At 69.9% G+C, this 16,183-nt stretch carries 12 protein-coding genes; 2 read left to right on the top strand and 10 right to left on the bottom strand.

Annotation, left to right across the window (positions count from 1 at the left end; all coding sequences use genetic code 11):
* Position 1 precedes the first annotated feature (1 nt).
* Complete coding sequence (locus tag SNOV_RS19370; protein WP_013168663.1) at positions 2–1,423, bottom strand: 8-oxoguanine deaminase; 1,422 nt, start codon at positions 1,421–1,423, stop codon at positions 2–4.
* Between the two features lie 9 nt (positions 1,424–1,432).
* Positions 1,433–2,929, bottom strand: a complete 1,497-nt coding sequence (locus SNOV_RS19365) for an FAD-linked oxidase C-terminal domain-containing protein (protein ID WP_013168662.1) — start codon at positions 2,927–2,929, stop codon at positions 1,433–1,435.
* Between the two features lie 443 nt (positions 2,930–3,372).
* On the opposite strand from SNOV_RS19365, the gene SNOV_RS19360 reads away from it, so the two are divergent.
* Positions 3,373–3,783, top strand: coding sequence for a hypothetical protein (locus tag SNOV_RS19360; RefSeq protein ID WP_013168661.1), 411 nt, complete (start codon positions 3,373–3,375; stop codon positions 3,781–3,783).
* A 153-nt stretch (positions 3,784–3,936) separates the two neighbouring features.
* Here the strand turns inward: SNOV_RS19360 and SNOV_RS23885 are convergent, their stop codons facing one another.
* On the bottom strand, positions 3,937–4,773 hold the full coding sequence (locus tag SNOV_RS23885) for an alpha/beta hydrolase family protein (protein ID WP_013168660.1): 837 nt from the start codon (positions 4,771–4,773) through the stop codon (positions 3,937–3,939).
* Between the two features lie 311 nt (positions 4,774–5,084).
* Here SNOV_RS23885 and SNOV_RS19350 point away from each other — a divergent pair, with 311 nt between their 5' ends.
* On the top strand, positions 5,085–6,425 hold the full coding sequence (locus SNOV_RS19350) for a DUF3422 family protein (RefSeq protein WP_013168659.1): 1,341 nt from the start codon (positions 5,085–5,087) through the stop codon (positions 6,423–6,425).
* 30 nt (positions 6,426–6,455) lie between these two features.
* Here SNOV_RS19350 and SNOV_RS19345 read toward each other — a convergent pair whose 3' ends face one another.
* The 7 genes from SNOV_RS19345 to SNOV_RS19315 form a co-directional block, all read right to left on the bottom strand.
* A complete protein-coding gene (locus SNOV_RS19345) occupies positions 6,456–7,499 on the bottom strand; it encodes a hypothetical protein (protein WP_013168658.1) in 1,044 nt (347 codons plus the stop codon).
* Between the two features lie 184 nt (positions 7,500–7,683).
* Positions 7,684–9,075, bottom strand: coding sequence for a M16 family metallopeptidase (locus tag SNOV_RS19340; protein ID WP_013168657.1), 1,392 nt, complete (start codon positions 9,073–9,075; stop codon positions 7,684–7,686).
* A complete protein-coding gene (locus tag SNOV_RS19335; protein WP_013168656.1) occupies positions 9,072–10,481 on the bottom strand; it encodes a M16 family metallopeptidase in 1,410 nt (469 codons plus the stop codon). The genes SNOV_RS19340 and SNOV_RS19335 overlap by 4 nt, the downstream gene beginning before the upstream one ends.
* A gap of 216 nt (positions 10,482–10,697) precedes the next feature.
* On the bottom strand, positions 10,698–11,360 hold the full coding sequence (locus tag SNOV_RS19330; RefSeq protein WP_013168655.1) for a hypothetical protein: 663 nt from the start codon (positions 11,358–11,360) through the stop codon (positions 10,698–10,700).
* Between the two features lie 100 nt (positions 11,361–11,460).
* Entirely contained in the window at positions 11,461–11,949 is a 489-nt protein-coding gene (gene lspA / locus SNOV_RS19325) for a signal peptidase II (RefSeq protein ID WP_013168654.1), read from the bottom strand.
* An 18-nt stretch (positions 11,950–11,967) separates the two neighbouring features.
* Positions 11,968–15,027, bottom strand: coding sequence for an isoleucine--tRNA ligase (gene ileS / locus SNOV_RS19320; RefSeq protein ID WP_013168653.1), 3,060 nt, complete (start codon positions 15,025–15,027; stop codon positions 11,968–11,970).
* 177 nt (positions 15,028–15,204) lie between these two features.
* Entirely contained in the window at positions 15,205–16,155 is a 951-nt protein-coding gene (locus tag SNOV_RS19315) for a bifunctional riboflavin kinase/FAD synthetase (RefSeq protein WP_013168652.1), read from the bottom strand.
* Positions 16,156–16,183 lie beyond the last annotated feature (28 nt).

Genomic DNA, 16,183 nt, shown 5'->3' with positions numbered 1-16,183 from the left:
CTCAGGCGCCTCCCGAAAGCGCGGCCAGCCGCGCGGCATGCTTGTTGTGCTCGGCGACGACCGCCGGCAGGTCGATGGTGACGATCTCGCCATGGGCGACGACCGGACGGCCATTCACCACGGTGAAGGCGGCGCGGCGCGGCGTGCAGAACAGCGCCGCGGCCACGGGGTCGGCGAGGCCGCCGGCGAAGGCGACATCGTCGAGCCGCAGCGCGAAGAAGTCGGCGCATTTGCCCGGCTCCAGCGAGCCGATATCCGAGCGTCCCAGCACCGCCGCGCCGCCGAGCGTCGCCAGCTCCAGCGCCTCGCGGGCGGTCATCCATTCGCCGTCGCGCGAGGGATCGGAAGTGGAAAGCTGCGTGTCCGGCCCTTCCGGCGGCCGCAGCGAAATCTGCAGCCGCGCCAGCAGCATGGCCTGGCGCGCCTCGGCCAGCAGGTTGTTGCCGTCATTCGAGGCCGAACCGTCGACGCCGAGGCCGACCTTCACGCCGGCCCCGCGATAGGCCCTCACCGGCGCGATGCCGGAGGCGAGGCGCATATTGGACGACGGGCAATGGCAGACGCCCACCCCGGCATCGGCGAAGCAGCCGATCTCATGCGCGTTCACATGGACCGCGTGGGCGAACCAGACGTCGTCGCCGAGCCAGCCGAGCTCCTCCATATAGGCGACCGGCCGCTTGCCGAAGCGCTCCAGCGTGAAGCGCTCCTCGTCGATGGTTTCGGCGAGATGGGTGTGCAGGCGCACGCCCTTGGCCCGCGCCAGCGCGGCGCTCTCCCGCATCAGCTCCGGCGTCACCGAGAAGGGCGAGCAGGGGGCCAGCGCCATCTGAAGCATCGAGCCGGGCGCGGCGTCGTGATAGCGGCCGATCACGCGCTCCGAGTCGGCGAGGATGTCGTCCTCATCCTCGACGCAATCGTCCGGCGGCAGGCCGCCTCGGCTTTCGCCCAGCGACATCGACCCGCGCGAGACCATGAAGCGCAGGCCGATCTCGCGGGCGGCGGCGATCTGGTCGTCGACCTTGCAGCCATTGCGGAAGACATAGGCGTGGTCGAAGCAGGTGGTGCAGCCGGACAGCGCCAGCTCCGCCAGCCCGACCAGCGTCGCGGTGCGCGAGGCCTCGGGCGTGCGCGCCGCCCACAGCCGGTAATGCGCCTTCAGCCAGCGGAAGAGGTTGATGTTCTGCGCCGCCGGCAAAGCGCGGGTCAGCGTCTGGTCGAGATGATGATGGGCGTTGACGAGGCCCGGCAGCACGACGTGGCCGGAAAGGTCGAGGATCTCGTCGGCTGTCGCCGGCAGCGCCTCGCTCGGCCCGACCTGTTCGATCACGCCATCGCGCGCGAAAAGGCCACCGCCGGCGATCTCGCGACGCGCGCCGTCCATGGTGACCAAAACGGTGACATTGCGGACGAGGAGGGTGGCCATCGGTGGCGTTCAGAACCTCGGAATGTCCGGGAAGGGCAGCTTGCCGCCCGACACATGCATGCGCCCCAGTTCGGCGCAGCGGTGGAGCTGCGGGAACACCTTGCCGGGGTTGAGCAGGGAGTTCGGATCGAAGGCGCATTTCAGCCGCTGCTGATGGGCGAGGTCGGTCTCGTCGAACATCGACCCCATCAGGTCGCGCTTCTCGACGCCGACGCCGTGCTCGCCGGTCAGCACGCCGCCGACCTCGACGCAAAGCAGCAGGATGTCGGCGCCGAAGGCCTCGGCCTTCTCCAGCTCGCCCGGCTTGTTGGCGTCGTAGCAGATCAGCGGGTGCAGATTGCCGTCGCCGGCATGGAAGACGTTGCCGCAGCGCAGGCCGTACTTCTCCGACATCTGCTCCATGCGGCTCAGCACCTCCGGCAGCGCCTTGCGAGGGATGGTGCCGTCCATGCAGAGATAGTCCGGCGAGATGCGCCCGACCGCCGGGAAGGCGGCCTTGCGGCCGGCCCAGAAGGCGATGCGCTCCTCCTCGCTGGTGGAGGCGCGCAGCGTCAGGCAGCCGAGCCCGTTGCCGATCTCGCCGACGCGCTCGATGAGGTGGTTCACCTCGGCCTCCGGCCCGTCGAGCTCGACGATCAGGAGCGCCTCGACGTCGAGCGGGTAGCCGACATTCACGAAGGCCTCGGAGGCGTGGATCATCATCCGGTCCATCATCTCCATGCCGCCGGGGATGATGCCGGCGGCGATGATGGCGGCGACGCAGGCGCCGGCGGCCTCGGAGGAGGGGAAGCCCATCAGCACGGCGCGGGCGGTCTCGGGCTTCTTGAGGATGCGCACCGTCACCTCGGTGACGACGCCCAGCAGTCCCTCCGAGCCGACGATGAGGCCGAGCAGGTCCAGCCCGCCGGAATCGAGATGCTGCCCGCCGATGCGGATGATCTCGCCGGTGATCAGCACCATCTCGACGCCGAGCACGTTGTTGGTGGTCAGGCCGTATTTCAGGCAGTGCACGCCGCCGGAATTCTCGCCGACATTGCCGCCGATGGTGCAGGCGATCTGCGAGGAGGGATCGGGGGCGTAATAGAAGCCCTCATGCGCCACCGCCGTGGTGATGCCGAGATTGGTCACGCCGGGCTGGGCGACCACGGTGCGGTTGGCGAAGTCGATGTCCAGGATGCGGTTGAACTTGCCCATGCCGAGCAGGATGCCGTCGGCGAGCGGCAGCGCCCCGCCCGACAGCGAGGTGCCCGCGCCGCGCGGCACAACGGGAATGCCGTTCGCATGCGCATAGGCCAGCACCTGCGACACCTGCTCGGTGGTCGAGGGCAGCACCACGGTGAGCGGCATCTGGCGATAGGCGGTCACCCCGTCGCTCTCGAAGGGGCGCATCTCGGTCTCGGTGTCGATGACCCCCTCGCCCGGCACGATGGCGCGCAAATCGGCGATGATCTGCGCCCGGCGGGCCAGGATATCGGCCTTCGGTTCCGGCATGACGAGACCGGCCATGGCGCTTCTCCCGTATGGTTCGACTGGCGTTCTTGCTTCGAGCCATTCTAGGGAAAAGGGTCTAGCGCGCCTATGGTCAAAAAACTAGACCACGGATGAAAATCCGTTGGCGGCGGCGGAGCGGGTGCAACGAAGCCGTAGACCGCCTCCCCCTTCTTCCCTCATGCCCGGGCTTGACCCGGGCACCCAGGGGGACTGGGGCGCACCGGCACCTCTGGATTCCCGGGTCAAGCCCGGGGATGAGCGCGGGAAATGTGGTGAAAGACCTACCGGCCGCCCTGCGATCACGCTGGCACGCGATCCCGGCTCTCCGCTACGCTTCGGCCGGAATGACGACGTTAGTTCACACCCGCCCGCGCAACCTTGCGCCGGATCAAGGAAGGGCACACCTCTCTCCTATAGCCGTGCGCTCTCGGCCCGGCTCAAGGAAGAGGGAGACGCCCATGAACAATGTCGCCGCCAAGCTCGCCCCGAAGGCGCTCCAGCGCATCAGGCTGCATCTCGCCCGCTCGAAGGATTTTCCCGACGGCAGCGCCCGCCATGGCTATGAGTTCGTCGCGCCGCTCGGCGAGGACGGCCATATCGATCCGGAGGCGTGGAAAGAGGTACGCGAGGCCTGCATCGTCACCCGCTTCTGGGGCAATGAGGAGCGCGAGGAAGGTCTGCTGGTGCATCGCGCCGGCGGCACGGGTGGCTCGAACTGGGTGTTCGACTACGAGCAGGGCGACAGCGAGGACGACGAGACCGGCTACCGCTTCGGCGACCACCCCTTCGTGCCCGGCGAATATGTCTCGCTGCGCGACGAGGACGGCGACATGCACACCTTCGTCGTGTTCTCGGTGGTGCCGGCCTGAAAATTCAACAAACGTCATCCCGGACGGCCGTCAGGCCGATCCGGGATCGTCGTCAGAATGGAGAGCGATCCCAGCTCTCGCTGAGCCAGTCCTCGGGCTTGCCGAAGGCAAGGCCCGTGGGCTCGGCCGGGATGACGTTTAGGTCGGGGGAACTCAGTTCGACGTGCCGACCCCGGCCGGGGCGACGACCGCGGCGCTCGGCGCGGCGGCGGTCTCGGTGCCCGCGGTGGCGGGGGCGGCGGAGCTGGAGGTCGAGGAGGCCGGCGCGACCGGGGCCGCCGGCGTGCTGGCGGGCGTCGCCGCCGGGGTCTCGGCGGGCGCGGAGGCCGGGGTCGCGTCCGGCGTGGCGGTGCTCGCCGCCGCGGCGTCGACCGGAGGCTTCGGCTTCGGCTTGGAGGCGATCGGACGCGTGCGCACCGGACGCTGGATCATGGCGATCACGCGGTTATGCAGCTCGGCCGCCTTGTCGATGTTGAAATGGCTGAGCGCGCCCGACGAGGTGAGATCGATGTTCTCCACCCGCGGGCCGGACACCGGCTTGCCCGACCCGCCGGCCTGGTAATAATTCACCACCTTGCCGATCTTGGCCGAGGCGACGGTCATGTTGACCGGGTCGAAGGTCACCACCAGCGGCACCGGCACGCCGGCGCCGGTCAGGCGGTTGCCCATATAGACAGCGGCGTCGGCGCCGAGCGAATGGCCGATGATGATCACCGGGGTCGCGCGCTTGCCCGTGGTCGCCTGCTGGATGGCGTAATTGCTCAGCGCCTGCAGGTCGGCATAGGAGTGCACGCTCGCCTTGATGCCGCGCGCATTGAGCTTGGCGGCGAGGTCGTCCATGCCCAGCGAGAAGATGTTGGCGAGGCCGCGCAGGAGATAGACGCGCGGCTGCTGCGTCTGTCTGGACTGGGCGCTGGCCGGAACGGCGAGGGCGGCGATGGCAATGGCGAAAACAGTCAGGAAAACGGCCCAGACCCGCGCGAATCTCATGTCACAAATCCTGAAACAACCGCTCATCTTCATGCGCTGCGCCCTAGACCCATTGCAAACGGGATTCTGATTCGCACCCGCTTTGCCAAAAGGCTGATGCCAAAGCGCAACAGTGCCGGACCCTAGGTAACGGAGGGCCGCGCCGCGCGCCTTCGCACCCGCTTTGTGACAGTCGGGTGACGGGCCCTGCGCGCCTTTCGACACTTGCCAGCGTCCCGCCAGCATGCAACCGACTCGGCCGCGGTAAGTTCCCTGCCCCCGTACCTTGGCAGGAGCATGCGAGGCAGAGGCATGCGATCAGGAGCAGGCGCATGAACGTGCCCACGCCGACGAAGACGGAGCCCGCCGCGGCGGGCCGGGCCTTCTACGACCACCCGCTGCGGGCGCCGGTGCTGGCGGAGCTGCATGCCCGCCCCTTCGTGCCGGTGTCGACGCCGGCGCGCATCCTGCACGTCGCCTTCCTGGTCGACCGCGCGCAGGCCATCGCCGACCGCGCCGCCTTCGCCGCCCTGTGCATGGCGCGCGGCCAGCCCGAGCCCTCGCGCGAGGCCAAGCAGCACCGCGTCTCGTTCGGCGGCGCGACGCTGCGCTGGGAGCGGCACGCCGAGTTCACCACCTATACCTGGGAGCTGCCGGCCGAGGACATCGTCGAGGGCGGCCTGCCGTTCCAGCCCTCCGCCGCCAGCCTCGCCGACGTGCTGGCGCAGCTGCCCCAGCCCGGACCGCTATTGGTGGCGGTCGACCTGCACCTCGTCACCGACACCGCCGACGCGCTGCCCCTCGACCGGCTGTTCGACCGCACCAGCCTCGCCCGTTCGGACGTCGAGGACGGCTTCGCCGAGATCGCCACCGATTTCCAGCCCGACCCCTCCGGCTTCGTGCGCATCCTCGTGCGCGATCGCGGCATGACGTCGGACGCGGCCGGCGCGCTGGTCCAGCGGGTGCTGGAGATCGAAACCTACCGCACCCTCGGTCTGCTCGGCCTGCCGGAGGCGCAGCGCCTCGCGCCGTCCGTCGCCCATATCGAGCACGAGCTCTCGGCGGTGACCGAGCAGATGCGCCAGAGCGAGGGGCTGGCGGCCAACAACAAGCTGCTGCAGGCGCTCACCTCCCTTGCCGCGGAGCTTGAGGCGGAGGCCGCCGCCTCGCTGTTCCGCTTCGGCGCCACCCGCGCCTATGAGGAGATCGTCACCTCGCGCCTCGCCACCATCGGCGAGCGGCCGATCTCCGGCTACCCGACCTGGCAGCAATTCCTGTCGCGCCGGATGCAGCCGGCCATGCGCACCTGCCAGGCCATCGAGCAGCGCCAGGGCAACCTGTCGGTGAAGCTGATCAGCGCCGCCAACCTGCTGCGCACCCGCGTCGACGTCGAACTGGAGCAGCAGAACCGCGACCTGCTCAGCTCCATGAACAAGCGCGCGCGCATGCAGCTGAGATTGCAGCAGACGGTCGAAGGGCTCTCCGTCGCCGCCATCTCCTATTACGTGATCAGCCTGCTGCACTATGCGCTGGAGGGCCTCCACGAGCGGGCCGAGGCGGCCGGCGTTCATTACGACGTCGGCATCACCACGGCGGTGGCGGTGCCGATCGTCATGCTGATGGTCTGGGCGGTGGTCCGCCGCATCCGCAAGGGCCATTTCGACGAGGTGTGAGCCACCTCGCCGCGCGCACTCGCTCCGCTACTATTGCGAGAAGCCGCCGGTCGAGGGCGCCGGGGCGCCGATCCACTGCGTCTGGCTGTCGTCCGGCTTGGCCGCGGGCGCGCTGGCGGCCGGCGCGGTCATCGGCGCCGACGGCGACGCGGCAGGGGCCGTCGTGGCAGGGGCCGTCGCCGTCGGAGCCGGCGTGGCCGGCGCGGTTCGGATGACCGGGGCGGCCGCCGCGGGCGCCGTCTGGACGGGCGCCGGCGCCGCGGTGGCCGCGGGCGTCGCCGGGCGCGGGCGCTGGGCCTGCGGCTGGGCGGAAGGCTGCGTCTGCGGACGCGGGCGCGCCTGGGTGGCCGGGCGTGCGCGCTGCGGCTTCTCCTGCGCCCCCTGCGGGTCGAAGCCGACATAGATGACATAGCGCTCGGACACCGCCGGCGTCGGGCGGGGGAAATTCACATCATCCGCCACGATGCCGAAATCGACCTGCATGACGCCGGGGCCGATCTCCACCGGCACCGAGTAGAACTTGGTCCAGACCGACTTGGGCTCGGGGCCTTCCTCCACCACGGCAAGGCGGATCGGCACGGTCAGCTTGCCCGGGCCGCCCTTGGCGCCGAGCAGCACGCGGCCCTGTATGCCGACGCGGATGTTCATGTCGGGCGCGGTGAAGCGGCATTCGCGCGAGAACTGGCCGAGCGTCGCCTGGTAGCGCACGCCGCCGTCCTGCGGATCGGTGACCTGCCAGGCGGCGGCGCCGCCGCGCACCTGGATCGGCGGGCAGGTGAACTGGGAGGCATCGAAATCGCCGGGCGAGACCGCGGCGGTGCCGGCCGGGGTTCCGCCGGCGTTAGAGGCGGCCGCGGTGGGCGAGACCGTAGTGGTCTGCATGGTCGAGCCGAACAGGCCCTGGTTGCCGGCATCGCCCGAGCCCATCGGCCCTTCATTGCCGTTGCCGCCACCAATGCCGCCCCCGGCGCAGCCGGCGAGCAGCAAGGCGAGCACCGGAAGCAGGACGAGAGCGCCCCCGCGCCCGTGTCCGAAGCCGATCTGCGTGCGCTTGCCCGCGTCCCCGTTACCCATACGCATACTCTCCCCGCCGCTGTTACGGCTGGCCGCGCGCCGCGCATATCGGTGCGCCGGCGGCCTTCTCTCCCCAATGGACCGCTGCCCGGACGCTCTTATAGCAGGCGCGGCGCGGCAGGGAACATGCTCCCGATGCAATCGCGCGACGCACCGCGCTACCGGCGCCCGAGGCCGGGCCCGGTCAGCCGCCCTTGGTGGGCGCGAGGCCGGCCGGCTTGCCGACCAGGCTGAACAGCAGCGCCGGATTCTGGTTGAACCGCGCCGCCACGCGCTTGATGTCGTCGAGCGTCACCGCCCCCACCAGCTGGTTGCGCACGTCGATATAGTCGATGCCGAGATTGTCGATCTGGATCTGCAGCAGCTGCGAGGCGACCTTGGCGGAACTGTCGAAGCGCAGCGCGAAGGAGCCGATGAGATAGCTCTTGGCGTCCTCCAGCTCCTCCTCGCTCGGCCCCTCGGTGAGCAGCCGGTTGTACTCGGCGCGGATGATCTCGATCGATTCCGCCGCGCGGTCGTTCTTGGTCGCCGTGCCGCCGAGGATCAGCGCTGCATGGTCGAGCGGGGCGAGGTGGCTGTAGACCGAATAGGCGAGGCCGCGCTTCTCGCGCACTTCCCGGAACAGGCGCGACGAGAAGGCCGAACCGCCCAGCATGTGGTTGAGCACGAAGGCGGGGATGAAGTCCGGGTCGTCGCGCTTCAGGCCGATGCCGCCGAACACCATCGAGGTCTGCGGCACGGCGAGTTCCTGAACCACCTCGGAACCGAGGCCCTGCGGGGTCACGTCCGGCACCGGGGTGAGCTGGGCCTTGGCCGGCAGCGCGCCGAACATCTTGTCCAGCGCCGGGCCGAGCTTCTCCGGCGTGATGTCGCCGACCACAGCGATCTTCAGATTGCCGCGCGCGAGGTTGCGGGCGACGAAATCCTTGAGGTCGCCCTGGCTGATCGTCGGCACGCTCTCCAGCGTGCCGTTGACCGGCCGTCCATAGGGATGGTTCGGGAAGGCGCGGGCCGACCAGTTGAGGCTCGCCAGCGTCGAGGGGTCGTTCAGCCGCCGGCGCAGCATGGCGAGCTGGCCCTGGCGGATGCGCTCCACCGCCTCGTCGTCGAAGCGCGGCGCGGCGACCGCGAGGCGCATCAGATCGAAGGCCTCGTCGACATTCTCCGACAGCGTGCGCAGCGAGCCGCCGAGCATGTCGCGCGAGGCGTCGAAGCGCAGCTCGATCGCCTTCTCGGCCAGCTTGTCCTGGAAGGCGCGGGAATCGAGATCGCCCGCGCCCTCGTCGAGCAGCGAGGCGGCGAGGTTGGCGACGCCGGGCTTGTCGGCCGGGTCCTGCGCCGCGCCGCCGAGGAAGGCGATTTCCACCGCCACCAGCGGCAGGGTGGTGTCATGCACCAGCCAGGCCTCGATACCGCCCGGGCTGATGACGCGCTGGATGCGCGTGGTCTCGGACTGGGCGGGGGAGACGGGGGCGAGGGCGATGGTCATGAGCGTGGCCAGGAGGGCGAGAGGGGTGGCGGCGAGGGAACGGAAGGGACGCGTGAGGCAGCGCGAGCCGCGTGCCGTTCCGCTCACGAACGGTCCTCCGGGGAGCGGCCGTCCGGGGCGCCGGGAGCCGGCGGCAGGGCGGCCGCAGGGGTGGGCTTGGCCTGCAGGAGCTGGCTGGTGACGGCCCGCGCCGGCAGCAGCCAGCGCCGCGCCGCCTCGCGGACATCCTCGGCGGTGACGCCCTTGACCATCTCGGGCCAGTTCTTCACGTCCTCGGCGGTGGAGCCGGTGGCGAGCGTCGCGCCATAGATGCGCGCCAGCGTCGCCTGGTTGTCCTGGGCGTAGATCGCCTCGGCGACGAGCCGGGTCTTGGCGCGCTCCAGCTCGCCGGCTTCCGGCCCGTCCGTCGCCAGCGCCCCGATCGCCTCGTCGAGCGCCTTCTCCATGGTCTCCATGGTGACTTCCGGGCGCGGCATGGCTGAGATGCCGAAGCGGGTCTCGTCGAGCGCCGTCGACTGGTACCAGGCGCCCGCGCTGGCGGCGAGGCCCTTCTCGATCACCAGCGAGCGGTAGAGGCGGCCGGTGGAGCCGCCGCCCAGCACCTGCGACAGCACGTCGAGCGCGACGCTCTCCTTGTTGTCGGTGCGGTAGGACGGCACGAGATAGGAGCGCGACAGGCTCGGCTGACCGACCCGCCCGTCCGCCAGGACAAGGCGGCGCTCGGCGCGCGGCTCCGGCTCCTGCGGGCGGATGCGCGCGGCGGTCTCGGCGCGCGGCTGCACCTTGCCGTAGGTCTCCTCGGCGAGCTTCTTCACCTCGGCCGGCTCGACGTCGCCGGCGACCACGAGGATGGCGTTGTTGGGCGTGTAGAAGCGGCGGTAGAAGGCGAGGGCGTCCTCGCGGTTGAGCTTCTTGATCTCGTCTTCCCAGCCGATGATCGGATGACCATAGGGATGGTTGACGAACATCGCCGCCTGCGAGGCTTCCGAGAGCTGGGCGCTGGGATCGTTGTCGGTGCGCATGCGGCGCTCCTCCAGCACCACGTCGCGCTCCGGCAGCACGACCTCGTCGGTGAGCACGAGACCGGTCATGCGGTCGGCCTCGAAGCCCATCACCGTGCCGAGATGCTGCTTGGCGACGCGCTGGAAATAGGCGGTGTAATCCTGCGAGGTGAAGGCGTTCTCCTGGCCGCCGAGCTTTGCCACCACCTGCGAGAACTCGCCGGCCGGGTGCTTGTCGGTGCCCTTGAACATCAGGTGCTCGAGGAAATGGGCGATGCCGGACTTGCCGGGCTGCTCGTCTGCCGAGCCGACGCGGTACCACACCATATGGGTGACCACCGGGGCGCGATGGTCGGGCACCACCACGACCTGCATGCCGTTGCCGAGGGTGAACTCGGAGACCTCGGCGGCCTGCGCGCGGGTCGGCGCGGCGGCGGTGGCAAGGCCGGCGGCACCGGCGGCAGCACCGGCGATCAGCATGAGAGCGGGCATCATTCTTCCAGTCACAGCGGCATCCGGTTGGGCGCCCGCCCGACTGGCGCCGGTTGGAAGGCGCCATGTGGCGCGCTGCCATAGGCGGCGGCGCGGGGCGGGATCGCGGGCGTCAATGTAGCGACGATGCGCCGCTCCTGCGAAGCACGGCGCGGCCCGATCACCACGAAGTGAGCGGGCCCAAGAGGTTACGCGGCCGACGTGACGCGGCCGACGTCACTTGTTCTGCTGCGTGCGGTCGAACCAGCTCGGCAGCGCCCATTCCTTTTCCTCCGCGCGGTCGGCGACGGTGCCATAGGCGGCGCCGGGCGCGGGGGTCTGGTAGCCGACCGGCGGCTGGGTCAGCAATTCGCGGTCAGGCTCGCCCTCGAACACCAGCTTCTCTTCCTTCTTGTTGCCCCAGCCGAAGAACTCGAGCTGGTTCACGGAGAGCCGGTTGTCGTCGTTCTTGCGGCTGTCGGCGAAGCCACTGCCATAGGCCGGTCTGTTGCCGGCCTTGGCGCCGCGCTCGATCTGCGAGGGCGAGAGCGTCTTGTGCGCGTTGAAGGTCTCGTCGACCAGGCTGCCGGGCGCGGAGGCCTTCTGGCGCGCCACGACGTCATGGTCCTTCGGCCAGTTCGGATTCTGCGCCATGGCGCCGGCGTCGCGCGGCGGCGGCAGCACGTCGCCGGTGGGGGGCACCACGAGGGGCGCGCGCTCGCGATAGTCGATCTCCGGCGGCGTCGGCGGGACGAGGCCGAGCCCGGTGAGCAGCTTCTCGGTCAGGCTGATTTCCGGCGGCGTGTCGTCGGCGAAGGCCGGCGCGCCACCGAGCGAAGCGGTGCAAAGCGCGGCAGCGGCGAACAGCATGGCGCGGGTCGAAAGGGTCGGTCTCGTCATCCGGTCGTCTCCTGCGGATCATGCACCGCGGGGCGGCGTCATCGCCACGCCAGCGGTCTCCGCGTCAGTCGCCGCGGAGGCTCATGCCAGTGCAGGGCGGCTATTTTGCGGCGCCGCCGATTAACGAGTCATACAAAAGCAGGCCGACGCCGGCAACAATGGCCACGTCCGACAGGTTGAACACGTACCAGTAGAAGCCGACGGCGTGCAGCGACACGAAATCGAACACCGCGCCATAGGCGGCGCGGTCGATGGCGTTGCCGAGCGCCCCGCCGATCAGCAGGCCGAGCGCCGCCGCCTCCAGCCTGCGGTCGACGCGGGCCAGCCAGAGCCAGAACAGCACGGCGGCGATCACCTTGAGCCCGCCGAGCAGCCACCAGCCATCCGCGCCCTGCGAGAACAGGCCGTAGCTGATGCCGGTGTTCCAGGCATAGACGATGTCGAGGAAGGGCGTGACGGGAACGATCCCGTTCGGCCCGAAGTCGACGCCGTGCAGCACCGCCAGCTTCGACGCCTGGTCGACGACCAGCGCGGCGAGCGCGAAGGCGCCGCCGTAGAGCGTCAAGGGACCCGCAAGACGCAGCTTCATCGGCGCAGCTTCACGGGATCATTCGGCGGCGCGGCGGGCGGTGGCGAGCTCGCGCAGCGCCATGGCGTCGCGCGGGGTTACGTCCGGATAGTCCGGATCGGTGCCGACCAGCGGCGAGATCTTCCACGAGCGCGCGCATTTGCGCCCCTCGGCCCGGTTCGGCACCACCGCCACGCCCGGCACGTCGTCGAGGCGGAAGGCGTCCTTCGGCCCCTCGTCCGGCATCAGATGCGCGTCGGAGGTGATGCACACCTCGGCGAGGTCGATGACGCTGACCGCCGCGAACAGGTTCGGGTCGGAGACGTGGATGACCGGCGCCGCCTCGAGGCTGGAGCCGATGCGCTTGGCCGCGCGCTCCACCTCCAGCGCGCCGAGCACGACGCGCCGCACCAGGCGGATCTTGCGCCACTCGTCGGCCAGCGCCTCGTCGCGCCACTTGGCGGGCGTCGGCGGGAAGGTGAGCAGGTGCACCGAGCCGGTCTCGGACGGGAAGCGCGCCAGATAGGACTCCTCCGCCGTGAAGGGCAGGATCGGCGCCAGCCAGACCACGAGGCGGTTGAACACCTCGTCGAGCACCGTCAGGCAGGCCCGCCGCGTCACCGAGGAGATCGGGTCGCAATAGAGCGCGTCCTTGCGCACGTCGAAATAGAAGGCCGAGAGCTCGCTGGTCATGAAGGACGACAGCGCCGCGTGCACGCGCTTGAAGTCGAAGGCCGCGTAGGCCTCGCGCACCAGCTTGTCGAGCTCGACGAGGCGGTGCAGCACCATGCGCTCCAGCGGCGGCATGTCGGCATAGGCCACGCGCTCGCTCTCGCGGTAATGGTGCAGCGAGCCGAGCAGCCAGCGCAGCGTGTTGCGCAGCTTGCGATAGGTCTCGACCGTGGTCTTGAGGATCTCCGGCCCGATGCGCAGATCGTCGGAATAGTCGGAGGCGCAGACCCACAGGCGGAGGATGTCGGCGCCGGACGACTTGATCACCTCCTGCGGGGCGACCACGTTGCCGATCGACTTCGACATCTTGCGGCCCTGCTCGTCGAGCACGAAGCCGTGGGTCAGCACCACGTCATAGGGCGGGCGCCCGCGCGTGCCGCAGCTCTCCAGGAGCGAGGAGTGGAACCAGCCGCGGTGCTGGTCCGAGCCTTCGAGGTACATCACCCGGTCCGGCCCGCCGGTGAAGGCGCGGTCGACCTTCAGGTCCTCGCGTACCTCCAGGGTGAAGGCATGGGTGGAGCCACTGTCGAACCAGACGTCGAGGATGTCGTCGACCTTGTGCCATTCATTGGCGCTGTAATCGGTCCCCAGGAAGCGCTGGGCGGCGCCGTCCTTGTACCAGGCATCGGCGCCTTCCGCTTCGAAGGCGTCGGCGATGCGCTTGTTCACCTTGTCGTCGCGCAGGATCTCGACCGTGCCGTCGCCCCTGTCGCGGACGAAGACGGCGATCGGCACGCCCCAGGCGCGCTGGCGCGACACCACCCAGTCCGGGCGGTTCTCGATCATGCCGGTGATGCGGTTGCGCCCGCTCGCCGGCACCCAGTCGACGCCGGCGATGCCGCCGAGCGCGCGGGCGCGCAGCGTGTCGCCGTCGGTGGTCGAGCCGTCGGTCGCCGCGATGTCCTTGTCCATCGCGATGAACCATTGCGGCGTATTGCGGAAGATGATCGGCGCCTTGGAGCGCCAGGAGTGCGGGTACTGGTGCTTCAGCCGGCCGCGTGCCATCAGCTTCTCGGCGGCGGCCAGCGCCTTGATCACCACGTCGTTGGCGTCGCCGTCCTTGCCCTTGTCGTCCATCACCCGATGGCCGGCGAAGAGCGGGACGTGGTCATAGTAGCGCCCGTCCGGGCCGACCGTGTGCGGCACCTCGCCGAGGCGGGCGGCGATGAAGAGGTTGAAGTCGTCGGCGCCGTGGCCCGGCGCCAGATGGACGAAGCCGGTGCCGGTCTCGTCGGTGACGAAATCGCCCGCCGCCACCGGCACAGGGAAGTCGAAATAGTCGCCGGCGCCCTCGACGCCCCTCAGCGGATGGGCGCAGACGAGGTGGCTCGGGTCGACTTCCTTGTGGCGCTCCCAGCCGGTGACACGCGCGGCCTTGAACACTTCCTCGGCCAGCTTGTCCGCGAGGATGAAGTGCTCGCCGACCTTGGCCCAGTTGTCGTGCGGCGCCTCGGTCACCTCGTAGACGGCATAGGTGACGTCCTTGGAGAAGGCGATGGCGCGGTTGCCGGGGATGGTCCAGGGCGTCGTCGTCCAGATGACGATGTTCGCCCCCTCATAGGAGGGGAACAGGTGGATGTCGTCCGCCTTGTCCGGCGCCTGCAGCCCGGCCGGGTCGCCGCCATGCGTCGAGTTGCACTCGCGATAGCCGGTGACGGGGAACTTCACATAGATCGTCGTCGAGGTGTGGTCGTGATACTCGACCTCCGCCTCGGCCAGCGCCGTGCGCTCCACCACCGACCACATCACCGGCTTCGAGCCGCGATAGAGCAGGCCGTTGGTGGCGAACTTCATGATCTCGCGGGCGATCTGCGCTTCCGCGTCGTAACTCATGGTCACATAGGGGTGGGACCAGTCGCCCTCGACGCCGAGCCGCTTGAATTCGGCGCGCTGGATGTCGATCCACCCTTGAGCGAACGCCCGGCATTCCTGCCGGAACTCGACGACCGGCACCTCGTCCTTGTTGCGGCCCTTGGCGCGGTACTGCTCCTCGATCTTCCACTCGATCGGCAGGCCGTGGCAGTCCCAGCCGGGGACGTAGTTCGAGTCATGGCCGAGCGCGCCCTGCGAGCGCACCACCACGTCTTTCAGGATCTTGTTCAGCGCGTGGCCGATATGGATGTTGCCATTGGCGTAGGGCGGGCCGTCATGCAGCACGAAGCGCGCGCGCCCGGCGGCCTCCTTGCGCTGCTGGCCGTAGAGGTCGATGCGCGCCCAGCGCTCCAGCAGTTCCGGCTCGCGCTGCGGCAGGCCGGCGCGCATGGGGAAGTCGGTCTGCGGCAGGAACAGGGTCGAGGAATAATCGCGCGGCGCCGTCTCCTCGGCGGCCTCGTTGTCGCTTCGACCATCGCTGTTGCGGCTCGTCATGACGCGCTCCTTACACTGCCGGACGGTTTAAGCGCAGGAGCAAGGCGGTGCAAGGGCGGGAGAGCACGCAAAGCCGTCATCCCGGACGGTCCGCAGGACCGATCCGGGATCGCGTGAAATTGGAGAGCGATCCCGGCTCTCGCTCCGCTCGGCCGGGATGACGAACCACAGGGGTGCTCAGTCCAGCGCCGCGCGTGCCCGCGCGCTGTCCTCGTTCATCTGCGCGATCAGCGCCTCGACGCTGTCGAACTTCAGCTCGGGCCGCAGATAGGCGTGGAACGCCACCCGCAGCACGCGGCCATAGAGGTCGCCTTCATAGTCGAAGATGAAGGTCTCCAGCCGCGGCGCGCCGTCGTCGAAGGTCGGGCGGCGGCCGAAGCTCGCCACGCCCTTGCGGGTGACGCCGTCGATCTCCACCGTCACCGCATAGATGCCGTGGGCAAGCGTCACCGCCGGGTCGAGCCGCATGTTGGCGGTGGGGTAGCCGAGGTTGCGCCCGCGCTTGTCGCCGTGGATCACCTCGGCCTCGATCTCCCACGGGCTGCCGAGCATGTGCGCGGCCTGCTCGACGCGGCCCTGCGCCAGCGCGGCGCGGATGACGCTGGAGGCGACCTGCGCCCCCTCGTCGAGCAGCGGCGCGACGATCTCCACCGCGAAGCCATGCCGCCGCCCGGCCTCCCGCAGGAAGGCCGGCGAGCCGCCGCGGCCCTTGCCGAAATGGAAGTCGAAGCCCGCCACCACCATGGCGACGCCGAGCCGCCCGACCAGCACGTCGGAAACGAAGGTCTCGGCATCGAGGCCGGCAAGGCCGGCGTCGAAGGTCAGCACCACCGCGCCGTCGAGCCCGGTGCCGGCGAGGCGGTCGAGCTTCATCGCTCCCGGCGTGAGCCGGAACATCGGCTCGGCCGGGCGGAAGAAGGCGCGCGGATGCGGCTCGAAGGTCACCGCCAGCGCCGGCCGGCCGAGCGAGCGGGCCTGGTCGACGGCGGTGCCGATCACCGCGCGGTGGCCGCGATGCACGCCGTCGAAATTGCCGATGGCGACCACGGGATTGGCGAGCGCGGGAGGAAGCGTCTCGGGATCGCGCAGGACGCGGAAGGGATGCGGGGAGGCGGCAGCGTGGGTCATGTCAGCCGATGCAAAGGACGGCGCCGGG

The sequence above is a fragment of the Ancylobacter novellus DSM 506 genome, from assembly GCF_000092925.1.
In the GTDB taxonomy this organism is placed as follows: Bacteria; Pseudomonadota; Alphaproteobacteria; order Rhizobiales; family Xanthobacteraceae; genus Ancylobacter; species Ancylobacter novellus.
This window is presented reverse-complemented; position numbering and strand designations above follow the sequence as displayed.